The sequence below is a fragment of the Pseudomonas sp. Pseusp49 genome (genome assembly GCF_059491875.1).
Genome location: NZ_CP168514.1, coordinates 2,654,977 through 2,676,698, shown reverse-complemented (window position 1 = coordinate 2,676,698; position 21,722 = coordinate 2,654,977). Strand labels below are relative to the sequence as shown.

General features: G+C 58.8%; 17 protein-coding genes. 10 read left to right on the top strand and 7 right to left on the bottom strand.

Translation table 11 applies throughout. The annotated features are described in order from the left end of the window. Positions 1-15: 15 nt before the first annotated feature. Entirely contained in the window at positions 16-1,368 is a 1,353-nt protein-coding gene (locus ACEN83_RS12125; RefSeq protein ID WP_007972982.1) for a dicarboxylate/amino acid:cation symporter, read from the bottom strand. Between the two features lie 95 nt (positions 1,369-1,463). Then, positions 1,464-2,522, bottom strand: coding sequence for a tartrate dehydrogenase (locus ACEN83_RS12120; protein ID WP_116582194.1), 1,059 nt, complete (start codon positions 2,520-2,522; stop codon positions 1,464-1,466). 334 nt (positions 2,523-2,856) lie between these two features. Between ACEN83_RS12120 and ACEN83_RS12115 the strand changes: the two genes are divergently transcribed. From ACEN83_RS12115 to ACEN83_RS12075, 9 genes are all read left to right on the top strand, one after another. Beyond that, positions 2,857-4,239: a purine-cytosine permease family protein gene (locus tag ACEN83_RS12115; protein ID WP_116582229.1), complete on the top strand. Its 1,383-nt coding sequence runs from the start codon at positions 2,857-2,859 to the stop codon at positions 4,237-4,239. Positions 4,240-4,561: 322 nt separating this feature from the next. Beyond that, entirely contained in the window at positions 4,562-5,368 is an 807-nt protein-coding gene (locus ACEN83_RS12110; RefSeq protein ID WP_495580420.1) for a lytic transglycosylase domain-containing protein, read from the top strand. A gap of 276 nt (positions 5,369-5,644) precedes the next feature. After that, complete coding sequence (locus tag ACEN83_RS12105) at positions 5,645-6,799, top strand: response regulator (RefSeq protein ID WP_495580419.1); 1,155 nt, start codon at positions 5,645-5,647, stop codon at positions 6,797-6,799. 38 nt (positions 6,800-6,837) lie between these two features. Next, entirely contained in the window at positions 6,838-11,250 is a 4,413-nt protein-coding gene (locus ACEN83_RS12100; RefSeq protein WP_495580418.1) for a response regulator, read from the top strand. A 249-nt stretch (positions 11,251-11,499) separates the two neighbouring features. Next, on the top strand, positions 11,500-11,841 hold the full coding sequence (locus ACEN83_RS12095; RefSeq protein WP_495580417.1) for a YciI family protein: 342 nt from the start codon (positions 11,500-11,502) through the stop codon (positions 11,839-11,841). Positions 11,842-11,912: 71 nt separating this feature from the next. After that, the gene (locus ACEN83_RS12090; protein ID WP_495580416.1) at positions 11,913-12,320 is read left to right on the top strand and encodes a hypothetical protein; all 408 of its coding nucleotides are present in this window, start codon (positions 11,913-11,915) and stop codon (positions 12,318-12,320) included. Between the two features lie 250 nt (positions 12,321-12,570). Then, positions 12,571-13,704 (top strand): aminotransferase class V-fold PLP-dependent enzyme, encoded by a 1,134-nt coding sequence (locus ACEN83_RS12085; protein WP_495580415.1) that lies wholly within the window; start codon positions 12,571-12,573, stop codon positions 13,702-13,704. Between the two features lie 284 nt (positions 13,705-13,988). Further along, a complete protein-coding gene (locus ACEN83_RS12080) occupies positions 13,989-14,393 on the top strand; it encodes a DUF6632 domain-containing protein (protein WP_495580414.1) in 405 nt (134 codons plus the stop codon). Positions 14,394-14,606: 213 nt separating this feature from the next. Then, complete coding sequence (locus ACEN83_RS12075) at positions 14,607-14,984, top strand: c-type cytochrome (protein ID WP_495580413.1); 378 nt, start codon at positions 14,607-14,609, stop codon at positions 14,982-14,984. Here ACEN83_RS12075 and ACEN83_RS12070 read toward each other — a convergent pair. Both ACEN83_RS12070 and ACEN83_RS12065 read right to left on the bottom strand, forming a co-directional pair. Then, positions 14,970-15,182 (bottom strand): hypothetical protein, encoded by a 213-nt coding sequence (locus ACEN83_RS12070; protein WP_495580870.1) that lies wholly within the window; start codon positions 15,180-15,182, stop codon positions 14,970-14,972. The genes ACEN83_RS12075 and ACEN83_RS12070 overlap by 15 nt on opposite strands. Before the next feature lie 151 nt (positions 15,183-15,333). Continuing rightward, entirely contained in the window at positions 15,334-15,951 is a 618-nt protein-coding gene (locus tag ACEN83_RS12065) for a LysE family translocator (RefSeq protein WP_218479857.1), read from the bottom strand. A 65-nt stretch (positions 15,952-16,016) separates the two neighbouring features. Here ACEN83_RS12065 and ACEN83_RS12060 point away from each other — a divergent pair, with 65 nt between their 5' ends. Beyond that, complete coding sequence (locus ACEN83_RS12060; protein WP_495580412.1) at positions 16,017-16,934, top strand: LysR family transcriptional regulator; 918 nt, start codon at positions 16,017-16,019, stop codon at positions 16,932-16,934. 87 nt (positions 16,935-17,021) lie between these two features. On the opposite strand, the gene ACEN83_RS12055 is transcribed toward ACEN83_RS12060, so the two are convergent. The 3 genes from ACEN83_RS12055 to ACEN83_RS12045 all read right to left on the bottom strand — a co-directional run bounded on the left by ACEN83_RS12055 (position 17,022) and on the right by ACEN83_RS12045 (position 21,626). Continuing rightward, complete coding sequence (locus tag ACEN83_RS12055) at positions 17,022-18,134, bottom strand: class II histone deacetylase (protein ID WP_495580411.1); 1,113 nt, start codon at positions 18,132-18,134, stop codon at positions 17,022-17,024. Between the two features lie 64 nt (positions 18,135-18,198). After that, the gene (locus ACEN83_RS12050) at positions 18,199-19,662 is read right to left on the bottom strand and encodes a purine-cytosine permease family protein (RefSeq protein ID WP_116582170.1); all 1,464 of its coding nucleotides are present in this window, start codon (positions 19,660-19,662) and stop codon (positions 18,199-18,201) included. Between the two features lie 176 nt (positions 19,663-19,838). Next, on the bottom strand, positions 19,839-21,626 hold the full coding sequence (locus ACEN83_RS12045; RefSeq protein WP_116582169.1) for a choline dehydrogenase: 1,788 nt from the start codon (positions 21,624-21,626) through the stop codon (positions 19,839-19,841). Between the last annotated feature and the right edge of the window lie 96 nt (positions 21,627-21,722).

Genomic DNA, 21,722 nt, shown 5'->3' with positions numbered 1-21,722 from the left:
ATGACGACCTTTCGATCAGATGTGGGAGGCTGTTTTCACACCACCCAATGGATGGGCATTTTCAGGCTGCAAGGTGAAGCTCGGGGCCTTGGCGGCTGCCACCTCCTCCACCACCTGCTCTTCACCATCGAGTACCCGTTTCAGCCGGGCTGTATCCAGCGCCCCCACCCACTTCGCAATGGCCAGGCACCCTACCCCGTTGCCGATGGTATTGGTGATGGCGCGGGCCTCGGACATGAATCGATCGACGCCCAGCAGCAGCACCATGCCTGACACCGGAATGTTGCCCAGGGAGGCCAGCGTCGCGGCGAGGATGATGAAGCCCGAGCCACTCACCCCCGCCGAACCCTTGGAGGTGAACATCAACACCGCCAGGACAATCAACTGGTCGGTCAAGGTCAATGGCGTGTTGGTCGCCTGAGCGATGAAAATGGCGGCGATGGTGTAGTAGATGGCCTGGCCGTCCGGGTTGAAGCTCAGCCCGGCGGGAATCATCATGCCGGCCACCGGCTTGGAGCACCCTGCCTGTTCCATTTTGGTGATCATCTGTGGCAGCACCGACTCCGAGGAACTGGTGCCCAGTACGGTGAACAGCTCTTCCTTGATGTAGCGCAGGAACTTCCACAAGCTGAACCCGCTGTAGCGGCAGATCGGCCCCAGCACGAAGATCACGAACACCACGCAGGTCAGGTACACACAGGCCATCAACTTGCCCAACGAGAACATCGAGCCGAAACCGTATTTACCGATGGTGAAAGCAATGGCCCCGAACGCGCCGAGGGGCGCCAGACGCATCACCATGTTGACGATGTTGAACATGCCGCGCATGAGGCTGTCGATGACGTCGATGAAGATCCTGGCGCGGGGGCCGGCATTGGCCAGGGCTACGCCGAGCAGGATAGAGAACAGCAGGATCTGCAGCACATTCCCCTTGGCGAAAGCATCGACGATGGTGTCCGGAATGATGCTCAGGATGAAATCCATGAACGAATTGTGCGGTGCCTGGGTGGTGTAGGTGGCAATGCTGGAGGTGTCCAGTGCCTTGGGGTCGATGTTCATGCCGGCACCAGGCTTGAACACATCCACCACGATCAGGCCGATGGCCAGGGCCAAGGTGGACACCACTTCGAAGTAGAGCAATGCGCGCACGCCCACGCGCCCCAGTTCCTTCATGTTTTCCATGCGGGCGATGCCGCTGACCACCGTCAGGAAAATCACCGGGGCGAGGAGCATCTTGATCAGTTTGATGAAGCCGTCGCCGATGGGTTTGAGCGCTGTCCCTGTTTCGGGAAACAGCACCCCGACGATTGCACCGAGTACGACGGCGATGAGTACTTGTACATAGAGTTTGCCGAGTATGCGTTTCATGGCGGACCCTGAATTTTTATTGTTGTCAGGAAATGCCCGGGAGTCCGGTGCAAGTGACCGGCCCCCGTGGCGCAATAGCACGATAAGGAAAATGTTTAACGCCGCAGCAGCGCAATGACTGCATCGGTCACCTGGCGAGTGGTGGCCGTGCCGCCCAGGTCAGGGGTATGCACGCCCGCCTCGGTCACGGCTTCGATGGCCGACATCAACTGACGCGATGCCTGCACCTCGCCCAGGTGTTCGAGCATCATGGCGGCGGTCCAGAAGGTCGCGATCGGGTTGGCCACGCCTTTGCCGGTGATGTCAAAGGCGGAGCCGTGGATGGGCTCGAACATCGAAGGAAATTTCTTGCCCGGGTTGAGGTTGGCGGTGGGCGCGATGCCCAGGCTGCCCGACAGCGCAGCAGCCAGGTCCGAGAGAATGTCGGCGTGCAGGTTGGTGGCCACGATCACATCCAGGGTGGATGGCTTGAGCACCATGCGGGTGGTCACGGCGTCTACCAGCTCCTTGTCGATTTTCACGTCAGGGAAGTCCTTCGCCACTTCGTAGAAAATCTCATCCCACAGCACCATGCCATGGCGCTGGGCATTGGATTTGGTGACCATGGTCAGGTGCTTGCGTGGCCGGGTACGCGCCAGCTCGAAGGCAAAGCGATGGATTCGCTCGACACCGGCACGGGTAAACACCGACACCTCGGTGGCCACCTCTTCCGGCAAGCCCCGATGCACCCGGCCACCGTTGCCGGAGTACTCGCCTTCGGAGTTTTCGCGGATCACCACCCAATCGATCTCGTGGCCGTTGTTCAGTGGGCTTTTTACACCCGGCAACACGCGAGCCGGACGCACGTTGGCGTACTGGTCGAAGCCTTGGCAGATCGGCAGGCGCAGGCCCCAGAGGGAGACGTGGTCCGGCACATTGAGCGCACCCACGGCACCAAAGAAAATGGAATCGAATGTCTTGAGCTCTTCCAGGCCACCTTCGGGAATGTAGTGGCCGTTTTTGAGGAAGTTGTCAGAGTTCCAGTCAAAGTGCTTGAAGTCCAGGGCAAAGGTGCCCAGGCATTCGGCCAGTGCCTTGAGCACTTCAACACCCGCGTCGATCACCTCCACGCCGATACCGTCACCAGGAACCGCTGCAATTTTGTAAGTGTTCATCGTCAACTCCACCTTTTATTTTCGTGCGCCTTCGAAGGGAGATCAGCCGGCGTGTGGCTGGAATATACGAAGTGAGCAACAGGCGTTGGTTAACTCAAAATCACTACATTATTAAATTCAATTCATTAATTCCTGCTGGGCTTACTACAGGCTGTTATTGGCATCGCTGGATTATTCAGGGGTGACTGCGACAGGCAGCTCTGGGTCCAGCCTGTGTGAAAACGCCTGCAATTTACGCGAGGGTATGGCGCTACTAGCTATGAGGCGTTCGCAGCTGGGCCGAAAAGCTATCGATAGCTATCTGATAATCATAAAAATAAATCAGGAGGCGGTCGTGAAGCTGGAAAAGCGTAGTATCGAGTTTGTCCCTCACAGTGAACGTTACGGAACGCCACGGCGGTTGTTCACCATCTGGTTCAGTTCCAATTTCCAAGTGACCGCTTTGATGGTCGGTACGCTGGGTATCGCCTCGGGGTTGAGCTTCGGCTGGACATTGCTGGGCCTGCTGATTGGCAATCTGGTCGGCACCGTGTTCATGGCCGCGCACTCCGCCCAGGGACCTCACTTGGGGGTTCCACAAATGATCCAGAGCCGGGCACAGTTCGGTGTTTACGGCGCCGCGATCCCCCTGCTGGTAATGGTCACGGCGGCGGTGCTATTTCTTGCCGCCAGTGGCGTCTTGATGCGCGATGCCTTAAAGGCGCTGGTGCCAATGAGCGACGACCAGGCCATTGTGGTGGTCGGCATTCTGACTTTCATCATAGGTTTTATAGGCTACGAGCTGATCCACCGTATGGGGGCGTGGATGAGCCTGTTATCTACCTTGGTGTTTGCAAGCGCCCTGGCCTTGATCCTGCTGCACCCCAGTGACGCGGCATCAACAACCGTCTCAGGTACGGGCTTTACGTTGGCGGCCTTTAACCTGGTCATAGCGCAGGCTGCCTCCTGGACCTTGGGTTACGGCCCCTACGTGGCAGACTACTCGCGTTACCTCCCCGCGAACGTGAGCACCCGTGCCACGTTCTGGACAACCTATTGTGGTTGCGCACTGGGCTCTTTTGCCATGATGGCATTAGGCGCTTTACTGGCAGTAGCGATACCTGCAGCGCTTGAGCGCGACCCTGCAACCGCCATTGCCATGTTGTTTGGCCCGTGGGCACCTTTGGTACTGGGCGTGATCGCGCTTGGCGTCATCCAGTACAACGTACTCTGCTTGTACAGCGCCTATATGTCTTCGGTCACGATATTCGGAGCCTTTGGAGGGCTCAAATACGTCACGGCTCCAGCAAAAGCATTGGTGATGGCCATTTTGACCGTTGCTGCGACCCTGATCGCCATAGCCACCCAGTACCGTTTTGACACGTTTTTTGCGGACATTCTGATCGGTCAGTTGTATTTGCTGATTCCCTGGAGTGCGATCAACCTGGTTGATTACTACTGGGTGTGTCGCGGCCACTATGAAGTAGGTGACCTGTACGACCCTAAAGGCCGCTACGCCCGCTTCAACGGGCGAACCCTCATGGTCTATGCCGTTTCGATAATCGGCACGATTCCCTTCATGAAACTCTCGTTCTACACAGGCTTTGTAGCGAACTGGCTAGGCGCCGACATTAGTTGGGCGATGGGGTTGGTGTTGGCCGGGGGGCTGTACTGTGCGGTCAACAGCCGACCCGTTGTTAAAAGCTCGCGCATGTTTGGTCAAAGATCTCTCGAATAGGTGAAGCCAGATACGTCGTCAACGCTTCGCCTGCAGCCATTCGACGATACAGTGAATTGTCCCCGCTTTGATAGATGCTTTGGGGTGCTGCTTTTGGCCGGTTTCAGTCCTTCGCGACAGGCATCGATCGGCCAATTTCTGCCGATGCTGACCGGCAGCCATGAGTCGCCGGCAGCCCGTACGTCAACGCAAGTCCCAAGGCCGATTACAAGGCGTATAACTATCAGATCAAAAGGCGGGTCACCCGGAACAGGCCCTCCAAAGGCAGCGCCCGGGCCATCCGCCCCAGGCCTGATCGGCGCCTGCGGCGCGGAGCGATGTGATGAGTTGCAGAGCATGGCGATGGGCTCGCAAGAGCCTTCTTGGCTGCATCGGGCTGACCTTGCTGGTCGCTCCACTGTGCGCCAGCGCCATGTACAAGTGCCAAGCCAGGGACGGAGCCATCAGCTACACCAGCCAAGCCATCGCCAGCGCCCGCTGCACTCGCTTCAATGGCATGGCGGGCGCCGGTGTCGGCGCCAAGGCAAAGGCCCTGCCCCGGTTTGTGCAGGACGACAACACAGACGCGGTGCGGGTTCGGGTGTTCACCTTCATCCACAGGGGTGTTCGTCAATATGTGAGCCGGCGCCCCGTCGGGATTTCCGCACGGGTCGATGTCATTGATCTCTATTTCATCAAGGGCTGCTACCTGTGCAGGGCGCCGAAGGATTTCAAGGTCGCCTCACTGCGCCTGGACACCCAATCCTATCGCCGGGAGATCGAAGCCGCTTCGGGTCTTTATGGTGTCGATCGGGCGCTGGTCCGCGCAGTGATACATGCCGAATCGGCGTTTCGCCCCTACGCCATTTCCGAAGCCGGCGCCCAGGGGCTGATGCAGTTGATGCCCGCCACCGCCGAGCGCTTCGCCGTGGACGATCCGTTCGACGCACGACAGAACATTCGTGGCGGCGTGCGCTACCTGGCCTGGCTGCTCAAGCGTTTCAACGGCAACCAGGTGCTGGCGTTGGCAGGTTACAACGCCGGCGAAGCGTCCGTGGTCGAGTACAACGGCGTGCCTCCCTACGCCGAGACGCAATCCTACGTCACCCTCGTGCAGTCCTTGACCGAACGCTATCGCAACCATCGCTAGTGCCGTAGGGCGCATAACCCGAAACAAGTAATACGCCGGGCGGGAAATGACTCAAGCGATCTTCCACGCTCACCGGTCGCTATCGGCTGTGGATTCAACCGGTCGTTGCAACAGATTGGCTGAATCGTTCAGCGGGCGTTTCGCAATTCCGTGTTTTCCGAGGGCGGCTATTGAGCTGCCTTGGCTCTCCATCAGCAATTGCGACGAATAGAGCTACGCTTGTCTGCAATAGAGGGACTTTGCGCATTCCTTCATCGGGCAGCGGAGCCTAAAGACATGGGCATTGAACAGGATGTTTATCCTGCGGCCACCGTCCTGGTGGTCGATGACACGCCAGACAACTTGATGCTGATGACCGACCTGCTCAAGGACAGGTATCGGGTCAAGGCCGCCAACAGCGGCGAAACGGCGTTGCGCGTGCTGCAAAACAACCCACTGCCGGACCTGATCCTGCTCGACATCATGATGCCGGGGCTGTCGGGTCATGAGGTGGCCCGTCAGCTGCAGCAAGATCCGCGCACCCGCCAGATTCCAATCATTTTCCTCACGGCCCTGGCGTCAATGGAAAACGAAATCCAGGGCCTGGAGCTGGGCGCGGTCGACTACATCACCAAGCCGATCAGTCCGCCACTGGTCCTGGCCCGGGTGCAGACCCAACTGAAGATCAAGGCCGCGGCTGACTTCCTTCGCGATCAGAACGACTTCCTTGAACAGGAAGTCCAGCGCCGCACCCGTGAGGTCATAGCCATTCAGGACGTCACTATCCAGGCCATGGCTTCGCTGGCCGAGACCCGCGACAACGAGACGGGTAACCACATCCGTCGTACCCAACACTACGTCAGGCTGCTGGCTGAACTGTTACGCGATCATCCGCGTTTCAGTCAATTCCTGAACGATGACAGCATCCGCCAGCTGTTCCGGTCGGCACCCCTGCACGATATCGGCAAGATCGGCATTCCTGATCACATCCTGCTCAAGCCGGGGCGATTCACCCCGGAAGAATTCGAGATCATGAAGACCCACACCACCCTGGGGCGCGATGCCATCCAGCGTGCAGAGGATCAGTTGGGCCTTTCGGTGGACTTTCTGCGCATGGCCAAGGAAATCGCCTACAGCCACCAGGAAAAGTGGGATGGCAGCGGCTACCCGCAGGGACTGGTTGGCGAAGAAATCCCGATGAGTGCCCGATTGATGGCGGTGGCGGATGTCTATGACGCATTGATCAGTCGTCGTGTGTACAAGGCTGGAATGCCGCATGAACAGGCCGTGGAGATCATTCGGCAGGGGCGCGCGAGCCACTTCGACCCAGACGTCTGTGATGCCTTCCTTGCCAACGCCGAGCAATTCCATGTCATCGCCGAGCGTTTTGCGGACAGCGACCAGGACATGGCCAGGCTGGTCGACCTGCAACGCACTCTCCAGAAACCCTGAACGGTCAACGCGCCGGTTTTTCATCAACGGGAATTGCCATGACCCGAGTACTCGCTCAGCTTGAACGCCTGCCTCTTCGTATCAAGCTGATCCTCGGCTTCGCGACGCTGGGGGCGCTGGTTCTGGTGCTCGGCGTGCAGAGCCTGCGTACCCAGGATTTGTTGAAAACGGATATGCAGAGGCTGTACCAGCATGAGTTGGCGGGCATCGAACCCTTGCAGGAAGCACGGGTGCAGATGTCGCATCTCATGCAGGGATTGCAGCATGCCGTCGGCGGCAACAACGCAGATGATCGTAGCAAGGGCATCGAACAATTTCGTGAGGCTCGACAACATCTTCAAGAGGCGCTGCTACAGACACAACCGACCCTCTGGCGCGAGGAAAACCAGGAGCGATTCGCCACGTTCGAGGTTTTGTTGAAGCGTTTGCTGCACGACAGTGAGGCAGCACTGGAACTGGCCGCTGGGGATCAGGCGCAAGCCTTGCGGATGATCAATAGCATCGGGTTTCAGGGGCTGGATGAGCGCGGGGACAACTTGCTCAAGGAGATGGCGCGAATCAAACAGGCCTCCATTCATGACACGGCCAAACAGATCGCAGACTTTGCCGGGCGCAGCACCCGGCTCACTTATCAATTGCTGCTGGGCGGCCTGGCACTGGCGTGGTTGATGGGATGGTTGATCAGCCGCTCGATTCGCCTGCCCCTTTACCGGGTTCGCGCCGCCGTTGACGAGCTGACCGCCGGCCGACTGGACGGGACGATTCCCCATACCGATCTGCAAAATGAAACCGGTGATCTGGCGCGTGCCATCGCGACGCTGCAGACCGAGTCGCAACAATTGGAACGCCAACGCTGGGTCAAGGCGCAAACCGAGCAACTCCAGGCTGACTTGCCACAAGCGGAAACGCCACGGGAGCTGGCCCAGGTCTTTTTGCGGCATATGGCGAGCATGCTCGGCATCTACCGGGGCGTGCTCTATAGCCTGCAAGAGCAGGATCAAAGCCTGCAATTGATTGGCGGTTACGCGACCGATCCCGATTACCCGCCGGCGCCGACGGTGGCTCTGGGAGCCGGCCTTCTAGGGCAGTGCGCGCTGGATCGTGCGCCCCGTGAATTGCAGGGGCTGACGCAGCCGCTCGGACGCTTGCATTCGCAGTTGGGTGAAGTGCCGGCCAGCTATCTGCTGGTACAGCCGGTTTTGCGTGGTGAGCGTTTACTCGGCATGCTCGAGCTGGCGGGTTATCAAGCGCTGGGGGCCCGTGAACAGTCGCTGTTGCAGGAGGCCATGCCACGCCTGGCCGGTGCCATGGCGGTGATGGAGCGTCACCTGGCGGTGCAATCCTTGCTGAGCGAAACCCGGCGCCAGGCCGATGAAATGGGTCAGCAGGCCTTGCGGCTGGAGCTGCAATCCAAGGAGCTGGAGGCACAACAGACGGCCTTGCGTGCCACCAAGGCCTGGTATCGCGCGATCCTCGAGGCGGCACCGGACGGCATGATCGTCATCAATGCCGAGGGCGAGATCCTGATGACCAACCCGCAGCTGGACACGCTGTTCGGTTATGCCACGGGTGAACTGGTGGGCGAGACCATCGAGCGGCTGGTGCCTGACGCGGCGCGCGGTCGGCATGTGGCGTTGCGCAATGGCTTCATCGCCCATGGCAGCACCCGGCAGATGGGCGCGAAACTCGATGACCTCAAGGGCCTTCGCAAGGATGGCAGCCTGTTTTCCGTGGAGATCGGCCTGTCGCACTTACCGCTTCTGGAGGGGCGTGGCACCTGTATCTGCGCTTCTGTTCGCGATGTCAGCGAGCGACGGCAGATGCAAGCGGCGCTCAAGTCCAGCGAAACGCAGTTGCGTGCGGTATTGGACAGCAGTCCGGTGGCCATGCTGATCCGTGGCGATGATGGCCGCCTGAGTTACTGCAACCCGGAGCTGGAGGGCCTGTTCGGCGTCAGCCGCGAGCAACTGGGGGAGATGGATGAAAGTCGCTTCTGGTGCGATGCACAGGCACACGACCGCTTCCTGGCCGCAGCCGCCAAGGGCGCGGTTTTAAACTTCGAGGCCAGCCTGCAGCGCGATGGAGGAGAACGTTTCGATGTCTTGCTCTCGGCCGTACCCCTGACACTCGGTGAGCGCAACATCAGCGCCAGCTGGTATTACGACATCACCGACCGCAAGGCCGCCGAGGCGCAAGTGCAGCACGCCCGGGAAATCGCCGAAGAAGCGACACGGGCCAAGAGCGAGTTCCTGGCCAACATGAGCCATGAAATCCGCACGCCGATGAATGCCATTATCGGCATGAGTCACCTGGCGCTGCGCACCGACCTCGATAACCGGCAACGCAACTACATTGTGAAGGTGCATCGCTCGGCGGAAAGCCTGCTGGGGATCATCAACGACATCCTCGATTTCTCCAAGATCGAAGCCGGCAGGATGGACCTGGAGCTTATTCCGTTCCGCCTGGAAGACGTGCTGGAGAATTTCACCAACGTGGTGGGCCTGAGGGCCGAGGATAAAGGCCTGGAACTGCTCTACAGCACGGTAGCCGATCTGCCGACCGCACTGATTGGCGACCCGCTGCGGCTGGGCCAGGTCCTGGCCAACCTGGGCAACAACGCGACGAAGTTCACCGAACAGGGTGAAATCGTGCTGGGCATCGAGCGCGTCGGGAGTGACGAGGGCAAGGTCGAGCTGCATTTCTGGGTGCGTGACACGGGCATCGGCATGAGCGAAGAGCAATGCCAAAGAATTTTTCAGTCTTTCATCCAGGCCGACAGTTCCACCACTCGCAGGTACGGAGGGACCGGCCTGGGCCTGGCGATTTCCAAGCGTCTGGTGGAGATGATGGGAGGCCGCATCTGGGTCGAAAGTACACTGGGCAGCGGTTCGACCTTTCACTTTTGCGTGAGTCTGGGCCTGCAGGCAGCGGCGACCGCGCGACGCATGTTCACCGCCGATGAACTGCTGGGCATCCGCGTGCTGGTGGTCGATGACAACGCCAGTGCGCGGGAAATTCTTTCGGGCATGGCGCACAGCTTCGGTGTCGAAGTGGACGTCGCCGAAAGTGGTCGCATGGCCCTGCGCATGCTGGCGCAGGCCGAGAAAGATTCGTTGCCGTTCGACCTGGTCCTGATGGACTGGCGGATGCCGGGCATGGATGGGGTGGAGACGGTCCGCCAGATGCGCTCTGCCAACCTGGCACGCACCCCGTCGGTCATCATGGTCACCGCCCTTGATCGCGAGGAGTTACTTGAACAGGCCAGGCAGCAGGACGTACATCTGCCGGTGGTGCTGACCAAGCCGGTCACGCCGTCCACCTTGCTCGAAGCCATAGGCACAGTGTTCGGCAAAGCGCCCCAAACCGTTACCCGCGCCCATGAACGCAACGAGCAGAGCGCTGAAAATATGGCACGCCTGAAGGGGGCGCGCCTGCTGCTGGTGGAGGACAACGAACTGAACAGGGAGCTGGCGTGCGACCTGTTGCAAGAGGCAGGCATCGAGCTCGAGCTGGCATTCGATGGCCAACAGGCCCTCGACAGGTTAGCCCGGGACAGCGATTTCGACGGTGTGCTGATGGACTGCCAGATGCCGGTGATGGACGGCTATACCGCGACCCGCAGGATTCGCCAGCAATCGAACTTCGCGGCATTGCCGATCATCGCCATGACCGCCGACGCCATGGCCGGAGACCGCGAACGCGCCCTGGCCTGCGGCATGAATGACCACCTGTCCAAGCCGTTGGATGTAGACAGCATGTTCGCCACGCTGGCCAGGTGGATCAAGCCACGGCCCGGGCGTGGCGGTCGGGCGCGGGAGACGAGCGTTGCCGAGACATCAGGACAGTTGCCCACCGAGCTTGCAGGTATCGATCAGGTCGCCGGGCTGGCTGCCTGCTCGGGCAAGACTGCCCTTTACTTGCGACTGCTGCGCACATTCCATGAGACCCAGAAGAACTTCGTCGCACAGTTCAAAACGGCAATCACCGATGCCGATCCGACGGCGGCTGTTCGAATGGCTCACACGTTGCGTGGTAACGCGGGGAACATCGGTGCCAGGGCGCTGGCACAGGCTGCAGCCCAGCTGGAACAAGCGTGCCGGGCTGGCGAGCCGAGCGATGGCGTGCAAGCTCACTTGACCGAGGTCAGGCAGTGTTTGATACCCGTTTTGAGCGCGCTGGCGCTTTTGCCCGAGGAAAAAACGGCTTCAGGGGCGCAGCCGCCGCAACACGAGGCGCAACTCAGTGGCCGGCTCACCCGGCTCAGGCAATTATTGGCCGAGAGTGACACCGCCGCCATCGAGGCGCTTGATGAGTTACGGCGCCTGTCTCTCGATGATGCATTGGCCAGGCGTCTGAGCCGGGTAGCGCAGCAGCTCGAGCGCTTCGACTTCGATCGGGCCCTGGCGTTGCTGCAAGGCGAAATCGAACGCTCCGCCCTGCCCCCCGAATGACCGTCACTTCGCCATTCTGGATTTTGTATCAATCACCTATTGCAGGCGCCAAATGACTGGCTGCCAGGGTCGTTTTCAGTCCCTCGCAACGGGCAGCTTTCGGCCAGGAGTTGTCGCCGACGAGCGGCAGCCTTGCGGTGGCCCAATGCGCTAGCCTTTAAACGCTTGCCCGAGCAGCCAGCGAGTCCATTGGACGGTGCAGGCCGCCCGCAGGCATCACGACCGCCATCAATTCCTGGAAGAAGCACTGTGGCTAAATACCTGATCTCTTTTCCAAGCGCGGCGATGGTAGTGCCCGATGGCGAATGGGAAGCGGTGCGCCGCGACTCACACGCTGTGATTGATGAGGCGAAAACCGCCGGTGTCTACGTCTTCGGCGGCGGAATCGACAACGACGTACCGCCCATACTCGTCTCTGCCGACGGCGCGGTTGCAATGGGCGGCTATCCTTGGGCGCCCACGCTCGACGGCGGCTTCACCGTGCTGGAATTGCCTTCGCGCGATGAGGCCATAGCGTGGGCGGCGCGCATCGCCAGGGCCTGTCGCTGCGACCAGGAGCTGCGCGTCTTCGGGTTCGACCCGCAGTCCTGAGGGCAGCACGGAAACCGGCAAGTGCGGCCTGACACTTCATTCATTGCAGATCATCACAGGTACGCCCCACCATGCGAAATCCACTCAAGCATTCAAGCGTTCGTCTTGGTTTTCTACTGGGTGTTATCTCAATGGGGCTGACCGCTTGCAGCAGCGACGAGAACATGACTGCAGCGAATAAAGAAATTACTCGACCACCTGTCGATGACAGCGAGACATCGTCTGTGCGAATCACAACCAGTTGGCTACAACACTCTCTTAGCCAAACGGGTTGCCTGCAGCACGCCAGAGCGGCTCTTACGAAAGCGAGATATTTTGTTGAAGCAGGAGAAAGATCAGTCTATGGGTTGCGTGAAGGCATGACTTTTTCGATTCGCTGCGACTACGAAGGCGTTGCCTTTCTCGCAGTAGCTTATCGCCACAGGCCAAGTACTCAAACCCAGGATCGGATCCTGAATGAAATCACCAGGCTATTTTAAGGACTGCAGGCGAGAGCTACTGGCGCTCGCCCGCAGCGAGACCAATGCCGGTCCTGATCTCTGGGGCACACTTCAAGGCCCACTCCCCCATAACTCAACCGCCACCTGCGAGCATTACTACGCCCGGCAATCGATCTGATGATGCCAACCGCTCGACAGAAGTCGCCATTCAATCCCGGGCAATCTTGTCATTTGCCAAGGCTTAGGGCAGGGTCGATACCACTGAGATCCCTGCCAAAGGAGTCACCCCATGTCAAAGCTATATCCCAGTATCGATCCCGAGGGGCTGGTCGAGTACTCAGTGGTCTACACCGACCGCTCGCTCAACCACATGTCGCAGTCATTTCAAGGCGTGATGAAGAACATTTCCACGACCCTGAAACAGGTCTACAACGCCCAGGCTGTTGCGGTGGTCCCGGGCAGCGGCACATTCGGCATGGAAGCGGTGGCACGACAGTTTGCCACCGACCAGCCATGCCTGGTGATACGCAACGGTTGGTTCAGCTATCGCTGGAGCCAGATCTTTGAGATGGGCAACATCCCGGCGGCCACCACGGTGCTGAAAGCCCGACCGGTCGACACGGGTCGCCAGGCGGCCTACGCCCCACCTCCTCTGGACGAAGTGCTGGCAGCCATTGCGGCGCACAAGCCGCAGATAGTCTTCGCCCCCCACGTTGAAACCTCATCGGGGATTATCCTGCCCGACGAGTACCTGCGGGCCGTGGGCGACGCCGTGCATGCGGTGGGTGGCCTGTTCGTGCTGGACTGCATCGCCTCAGGCACGATTTGGGTTGATATGCACAAATGCGCAGTCGACCTGCTGATCAGCGCACCGCAGAAAGGCTGGAGCGCCTCCCCTTGCTGCGCCCTGGTGATGTTCAGTTCCCTGGCCCTTGGCCGTATCGAGCAGACGCAAAGCAGCAGCTTCGCCTGCGACCTGAAAAAGTGGCTGCAGATCATGCAGGCCTACGAACAGGGCGGACATGCCTACCATGCGACCATGCCCAGCGATTCCCTCGCGCGATTCAACGAAGTGATGAAAGAGACGCAAGCCTACGGTTTCGACAAGGTCCGCGGCGAACAACAGGCGCTGGGCGACCGGGTGCGCGCAATGTTGATCGGCAAAGGCATCAAAAGCGTGGCCGCAGCCGGCTTTCAGGCCCCTGGCGTAGTGGTGAGCTACACCGATGATGCCGACATCAAGAGCGGCAGGAAATTTGCCGACCACGGCCTGCAGATCGCCGCCGGAGTGCCGTTGCAATGCGACGAACCGGCCGACTTCCAGACCTTCCGCATCGGTCTGTTCGGACTCGAAAAGCTGCACAACATCGAGCGCACGGTCAGCACCCTCGAGCAGGCGCTGGACGAGGTGATGGTTAACTAAGGTTCTTCACGGAATCCCCGGGAACACAGATAACGAAATATCTGTAGGAGCTGCCGAAGGCTGCGATCTTTTGATCCTCAGCAATCTCCAGATCGCAAAAGCAAGATCAAAAGATCGCAGCCTCCGGCAGCACCTACAGGGGCACACGTGCACCACCAAGCAACGAGGCCTATGCTTGTCTACTGCCGGAACTGATTGAGCAGATTGTTATCCACCAAGCCCGTGAAGGCGTTATTACCCCACTTGGGGTCAAATTAGAGTCAGGCCCAATGAGGAAGTCCGCCATGACCTTAGTCGATCGCCTCAGGTATTTGCGTGTCGCCCTGGTTTTGGCTGGCCTCGCCTGCCTTGCTCTCTACCCACTCATGTTGTTCTGGCCGTCCGGCTGGGCCTGGCACGTCGGTCACTCGGACTACCCGATGATGATCGTTGGCATCTACGCCACACTTGGCGTGTTCTTGATCCTGGCCGCACGTGATCCATTAGCCCATCTGAGCCTGATCTGGTTCACCGTGTGGTCCAGCGCCGTACACGGAGCAATCATGGCCGTCCAGACGGTCACACAGCCGGGGCAAATGGGGCACTTGGCAGGTGACGTGCCGGCGCTCTTCATGGTGACAGTTGCCTTGGCCATCTTGACGCCCCGCTCGCAATTGGCCGCTCGGCCCGGGACACACAATCGGGCCTGAGAACTGGCAAGACACGACTTTCATCCCGGGGATACTGCGTAGACAGTACTTGCCGTGCTGCCCGCGATTTGGGCTTCGATGCCTGCTCATCGCCGATCGACCCAAGCCAAGGGTCGACCAGACTGCTTGGGGGCCGACGCGACGGCTGATATCTTTCCCGCGCACCAGATCGCGTCCGATCGACGCTGAGCCCATCAAGGAAGATAAAAAACAATGAAAATACTGTTCATCGCTTCGCTGGGAATTTTATCGCTGACTCAAACTTCACTGGCCTTCGCGGATAATGCCAATGGAAAAAATCTCTATCTACAGCGATGCAGCATGTGCCACGGAACAGATCTCAAGGCAACAGGACCACTGGCCAATAAAAGCAATCCACCTACGCCTGATCTGACAACGTCCGCTTTCAAAAAGCGATTGAATGATTATCCGGGCGTGATTGTCTCTTCGATAATACTTCGCCCAAATGGCGACTTGATTCCAGGAACCTTGCGTAAGAATGGTGTAAAGCTATCGCCGCACGCATGGAGCGTTAAAGACCTGCGCGATTTGAATCAATACATGGGTGGTGTGATTTCACAAAAACGATGATCTTGAAGTGCCAGGCCCTGACGCCCGCGCTTGACTCTGTCCCTTGGGGCAACCCCTACCCTGCCTTGTCCATTTCAGGCTCCGCCGTCCCGGCTTGAACCCCACCGCCTGGCCCGTGCGGATCATCTGCACCAGCGTCAGGCGATGGGCCGTGTACAACCGATAACTGCCACGGCGCTGCAGGCTCAGCAGGTCCATCTGCTCATACAAACGAATGGCTTTGGCAGTGCACCCCGAATAGCGGTCATTCAAACTGCCCAAGTAAAGACTCATACACAAAAGAGTCAGGTCGAGAAACACCTCGAACAGGCGGTGTGCTTCAAAGGCCCTGCGCAAGGGCTAATTCAACTCAGGCTGAACGCTGAGCGATTGTCAGTAATATCCCGAAGCTCACGAGCAGGCCGCCAAAAACTCGGTCAATCCATAGTCGTGCAGCCACCAATTTTTCGCGCACCATTCCCGCTGAGAAGCAAAGCGCGACGAGGCTGAACCACACTGCGTGCGCCCCAGCGATAAACAGCCCATATGCAATTTGCATTGTCAGGGCGGTGTCCGGTTGTATAACACCCATGAACAGACTGACGATGAAGATCGATGTTTTCGGATTCAACGCGTTCGTGAGAAATCCCGTCCGCAGAGCTGCCAGATCGGACATGGCGGGCGGCGGTGCGTCCAGCTGTTCGATAGCCGGCTTGGAACGAAGCATCTGGATGCCTAGATAGACGAGATACGCAGCTCCAGCCAGCTTCAGTGCATTGAACAACCAAGGCGTTTGTTGAAGCACTAACCCTAGTCCGAGCAGCGTATAGCAGACGTGGACAAGCACCCCCATACCAATTCCTGCAGCTGTGAGGACGCCCGCCCGTCGAGACAGTAGCAATCCGTTGCGAGAAACCATGGCGAAATCTGGCCCAGGACTGATGCATGCGAGTATTGTAATGGTGATTACTGCTATCCATTCGCTCATGCGACACCCTTCAATTACTGGTAGTAGAAAGCGATGTTTACAGATCCTGCTCTTTGGTAATAACGATGATTTCTGATGAACATAGTGACTTCAAATCACTAATCACCGAGGCTCGCCTGCCTTCTCTGCTCGCGTTGCGTTGCTTCGAATCCGCCGGACGGTTCGAAAACTTCGCACGCGCGGCTGACGAACTGCACCTGACACCAGGTGCCATAAGTCGAGCAGTGCGTTTGCTTGAAGAGGATCTGGGCGTTGACCTGTTCGAGAGGCGTAACCGAAGGGTTTTTTTAACTGACGCCGGCAAACGCCTGGCGAAAGCAGTTAGTGAAGGGCTTGGATTGATGAACCAGGCAGTTCGCGAGATACGCACCGACGCCCGTCGTACCCGCCAGCTTGTCCTGTCCTGCGAGCCAACGCTTTTAATGCGATGGTTGATTCCTCGCTGGAACGACTTCCAAACACAACATCGGGGGCTGGACATTCATTTAGTGGCCGGCGGCGGCATCTTTTCATTCGACCATGGCATCGACTTGGCCATTCGGCGGGACGATTTTCCTCGCCCCTCCGACTATCATGCCGAGACCCTATTCCCTGAGAAGATCGGCCCTGTATGCCGGCCGGAAAAGGTAGATCAATGGTTTGGCAAAAGCAGGAAATGCCTGCGTTCCTCGGCCCCGCTGCTTCAAACTAATAGCCGACCCACAGCTTGGCAGGAGTGGGCTACTGCAAAAGGACTGCCCGCTCCCGCCATGGAGATGCAATCTTTTGAGCACTTTTATTTCAGCATCCAGGCGGCTGTCGCAGGCCTCGGGGTGGCCATTGGCCCATGGCACTTGGTGCGCGACGATATCCAAAGCGGCGTTTTAGCCGCGCCATTAGGATTTATTGAAGACGGCACACGCTATTGCCTGTTATCTCCCAAACCCCCTCAGCCAGGCAGCCTGGAAATGGATTTACTTAACTGGTTGCAGGCAGTGGGCTGAGTCTTGTCGAGGCGCAGCGCTTGTCAGCACTGGCGCCTCATCACCAAATGGCTTGCCCCTTCGGTGGAAGCCTATTGAAATTCCCCGTTATTGCGCGCTCTTGGACCCATCAGGTACTCCCGTGAGAAGTTGTTCACACGCTCGTATCGCTGCGTCATGGTGCGGTAACAAAGCTTGTTCCGGAAGATTCGCGACTGTGTTCATCCATGGGTCCTCGACTGCGGTTCGCCGCCCTGCAAGTGTTTCAACCACGGCGAGACCGCAGAATGGTCCCATCAACGGATCGTAGCCCCCCTCATGCACAGCGACGATCCGCGATTTGCACACTTCTTCAGCCAGATTCATTACCTGAGTCGTCAGCTCGCGATATGCCCCGGAGTACAGGAGTTGGCGGCCAAAGGGGTCCATCGCAGCGGAGTCAAATCCGCTCGCAATCACGATGAGATCCGGTTGAAAACGGCGCACCGCAGGCATTACGACACGCTCGAATGCGCCCAGGTAGGCCCCTCGGCCAGACCCTGCGGGTAGTGGAATATTCAGGTTGGCACCCAGTCCGGGACCCGTTCCGATGTCTTGTACCTTTCCGCGTCCGATGGGGTAAAGGTCGTCCTGGTGAAGAGAGATCGTCAGCACTGACGGATCGTCATAAAAAAGGGTCTCGGTCCCGTTACCATGATGAACATCCCAGTCGATGACCGCGACTCGTTTCACCGCTCCTGTTTGCTGCAAATGGCGGATTCCGACCGCGGTGTTGTGGAATATGCAATAGCCCATCCCCTGACTGGCAATCGCATGATGTCCTGGCGGTCGAATGAGCGCGTAGGCGTTCGTCACAGTACCCGATACAACTGCATTGAACGCCGAGATGACAGCACCTGCTGCAAGTCTGGCAATGTCTGCCGATCCTGGTCCGACGGGCGTTTCACCGTCGCCTGCATCGCTCCACACAGGACCGGTCGGATTCAGGATTCGATCGACATACTCCGGAGTGTGTACCCGCAACAGATCGGACTCCGAGGCCGGGCTGAAGGGTAACGGAACAAGGTATTGATCGAGGCCGCTTCGCTTGACGAGGCTTGCAAAGCGTCGCTTGGTATCGCCCTTCTCAGGATGGTCGATGGGTTCCTGCCACGGTAGGCTCCAAGCCCGCGTGTCATGAGTCATAAATCTTTCGTCCCAAATCCAGCCGGTTGTCGTCATGGTTCTAACTCTACTTTTTCGTGTCGATAGGGATAAATTCTTTGCCCGAAACATCGGACTGCCTTCATAGCTCGCCAGCTATTCCTTCTTTTTCCACCAGGCTTCGCTCGTAGCTCAAATCAAGAGTCCGAGATGTGAGCAAATAGAGGAGGCTGGCGACTACAAGACCTACAAACATCGAGATGTCGATATCACCCATCCGGTGAGCTATCCATCCGGTGAAAGGCTCGGTGACAAAAAACGGCACCATCATCACCAGTGCTCCGATATAGGCGACGTTTCCTTGCCATCCCCATCGGCCGTAAATACCGGCCGGATTGAAGAGTTCGCGGATCGAATAACACCCCTTGCGAACGATATAAAAGTCCACCAGGTTTATTGCAGTCCATGGCGTGAACAGATAGGCCAGAAACACCAATACGTTTCCATAGAAAACATTGAATTGTTCCTCCCCGACCATTGCCGCGACAACGCCTACGGACAGGGTCATAGCGACGATTGTGATGCCCCTCAAAAACAACGATGGCCGGACCCGACGGAAACAGTCAACGATCGAGATCAGGGTCAAGCTGCCTCCGTAAGCGTTGAGCGCCATCACCACCAGAAGACCGATGAACAACAATGCGACGGCTATTCGACCACCTCCTGCCATCAGGGCGTCGCCACCTTGCGCGATCGCCATGATGACGGAGACGCCGGGGGTCGCTGCCGCGAGCAAGGAGCCAAGGCCGATCACCCATAGCGCTGATATCGCTGAAGGTAGATAGGTCCACAGGAACGACGATCGAGTGGAAACGGTGGGTGGGAGGTAGCGGGAGTAGTCCGATACGTATGGCGCCCAACCAAGCTGGAAACCTGCGACGATTACGAAGGTGGTCGCGAACGAATGCCATTGAATGGGCCCCGGAGTGAAAGCACCCGAAGGAATCCCGCCCCGCGCCACCGCAGCAAAGGTGAGTATCACGACCGTCAGGGCCAGCGGTGCGACCAGGAATCGGTTAACCCGATGGATCCACCGGTAGCCATACAGCGCCAAGGTGCCGGCGATCAATACCGCGATTGGGAACCCCCAGGAAGTTGGAATCCCGAGGAGGAAATGCAGACTCGATCCTGCAAGGATCGCGTCGGCGACGTTGTAGTTGAAGTAGTTCACAAAGGCGAAGACCCACACCGTGATCGCGGCCCCTAAAAATCCGAACTGCGCTCTGGACTGAACTAACTGCGGTAGACCCAGGTGAGGCCCCTGCGAAGAATGCAGGGCCATGAAAAGGGTTCCGAACAGTGAACCGAACACGGTGGCAACCAGAGTCCAGAACAGTGAACCGCCAAGCGCCAGTGTGGTAACGCCGGTAGCCATTGCGGTCAGGTTGATGTTGGCAACTAACCAGACCGCACCTAGATGTCGCACCGTGCCATGGCGCTCCGCCACCGGTACGAAATCTACAGAGCGCCGTTCCGCACCATCGAGTCGGCCCTGCTGAATGACAGGCGTCACCGTGGCTGTTTTCCCGTTTGATGTCGTTCCCATTTTCTTGTTTTCCTAATTGAGATTGATCGGGGCTGAATCACTGAGGCTTCATTCATCAAACTTTCCGGGGCACCCTCCAATTGCTGGTCAATCGCAGTAACTTTTATTACCTGTACAGCTGAAAGCAGAACGAAAGCTCGATTATGCGTAGCTTCGTTGCCCGGTAACGCTGTGACTCAACCCGCCACCATCGGCAGCTGTTGTCCCTTGGCATTTTCCAATAACGCGGCCGCTAGCCGATTTCGCTCGCCGGAATAGTCTCGGGTGATATTGGGGCCGCGTTGCCGAGTGGCCCATTGCGGATCTGCCAGTAACTCGGCGCCCTGCGCCTCCGGCAGGTGACGGCCACGGATCAGATCGGACAGCCGCTCGGCCAGCATCAGTGTGGGTGCCTGCAAGTCGCCAGCGGTGGCAGCGGGCATCAGCGAGGCATCTACCACCCGCAGCGCTTCCACGCCGCGCACCCGACCGTCAGGGAATGTCACCGCAGCTTCGTCGCTGCCCATACGACAAGTGCCGCAGGGATGGTAGGCGCTTTCCAACTTCTGCTTGAGAAAGGCATCTATGGCGGCATCGTCCTGCACTGCCGCGCCCGGGGCCAGTTCTCGACCCCGATAAGGGGCGAAGGCCGGCTGAGCGAAGATTTCCCGCGTCAGGCGCACGCAGGCCCTGAACTCCGTCCAATCATCGCTATGGGTCATGTAGTTGAAGCGTACTCGCGGCAAACTTTCCGGACGGGCGTCACGCAGCCTGACCCAACCGCGGCTCTTCGAACGCTTTGTGCCGACATGCACCTGGAAGCCGTGCCCGGCAGCGAGTGTCTGCCCGTCATAGGAGATGGCCAGCGGCAGGAAGTGAAACTGGATGTCGGGATAAACGATGCCCGCCCGGCTGCGAATATGACCACCACTCTCGAAGTGGTTAGTCGCACCAGGCCCGCGCCGGGTAGCGAGCCACTCGATACCGATCCTGGCCTTGCCCAGAAGGCTCTGGGTGGGAAACAGGCTAACCGGCTGGGTGCACTCCATCTGAAGGTAGAGCTCCATATGATCCATCAGGTTTTCGCCCACTTCGGGTGAGTCATGGATCACTGCAATACCCTGCTGCGCGAGCTCCCTCGCAGGTCCCACGCCCGAGCGCTTGAGGATCACCGGAGACATGATGGCCCCAGCTGACAGGATGACTTCCCGCGTGGCCATGGCTCGGGCTGGCTTGCCCGCTACCGAAAACAAAACACCGGTTGCTCGTCGGCCATCGAACATCACTCGGTCAACCAGGCCGCCCTTGATTACACGTACGTTCCCCCGGGCGATGGCAGGTCGCAGATAGGCCCGGGCAGCGCTCATGCGGCGCCCGTCGCAAACGTTCATTTCCATCGGCCCAAAGCCTTCGTGCTGCCGATTGTTCATGTTGTCACTTAAAGCGTAGCCGGCCTCGTTCCCGGCTTTGACGAAGGCCCGATAGAGTGGATTGGTTTCCGGCCCCCGCTTGATGTGCATCGGCCCATTGACCCCGCGCAGTGAGCCTCCGCCCTCGACGTTTTCCAGACGCTGGAAGTAAGGGAGCACGTTGGACCAGCGCCAGCCATCGGCACCCAGCGCCTCCCATAGCTCATAATCCATGGGGTTTCCGCGAACCCAACACATGCCGTTGATCGACGATGAGCCGCCCAGCCCTTTGCCACGGGGCAGGTTCACTTGCCGCCCGTCCAGGCCAGGCTCCGGCTCGGTCTTCATGCCCCAGTTGAAGCGCTTGGTGTTCATCGGGATCGACAGTGCGGCCGGCATCGACACGAAGAGCGAGGCATCGCTGCCACCCGCCTCGATCACCAATATCCGCAAGTCCGGGTCTTCACCAAGGCGATTGGCCATAACGCAACCGGCTGCGCCGGCACCGACGATGATGTAGTCATAGCGCCCTTCGTCTTGCGGGCTGGATAACGATGTTTGCTTTAGAGTCGACATGGTAATGATTCCCACAGACGTAATGCTGGAGGCAGACCCATTCACCCCGCTCGGCAATGTCCGCGCCAGGTTCAGGGTCCGGGTTGGTTTAAAGGA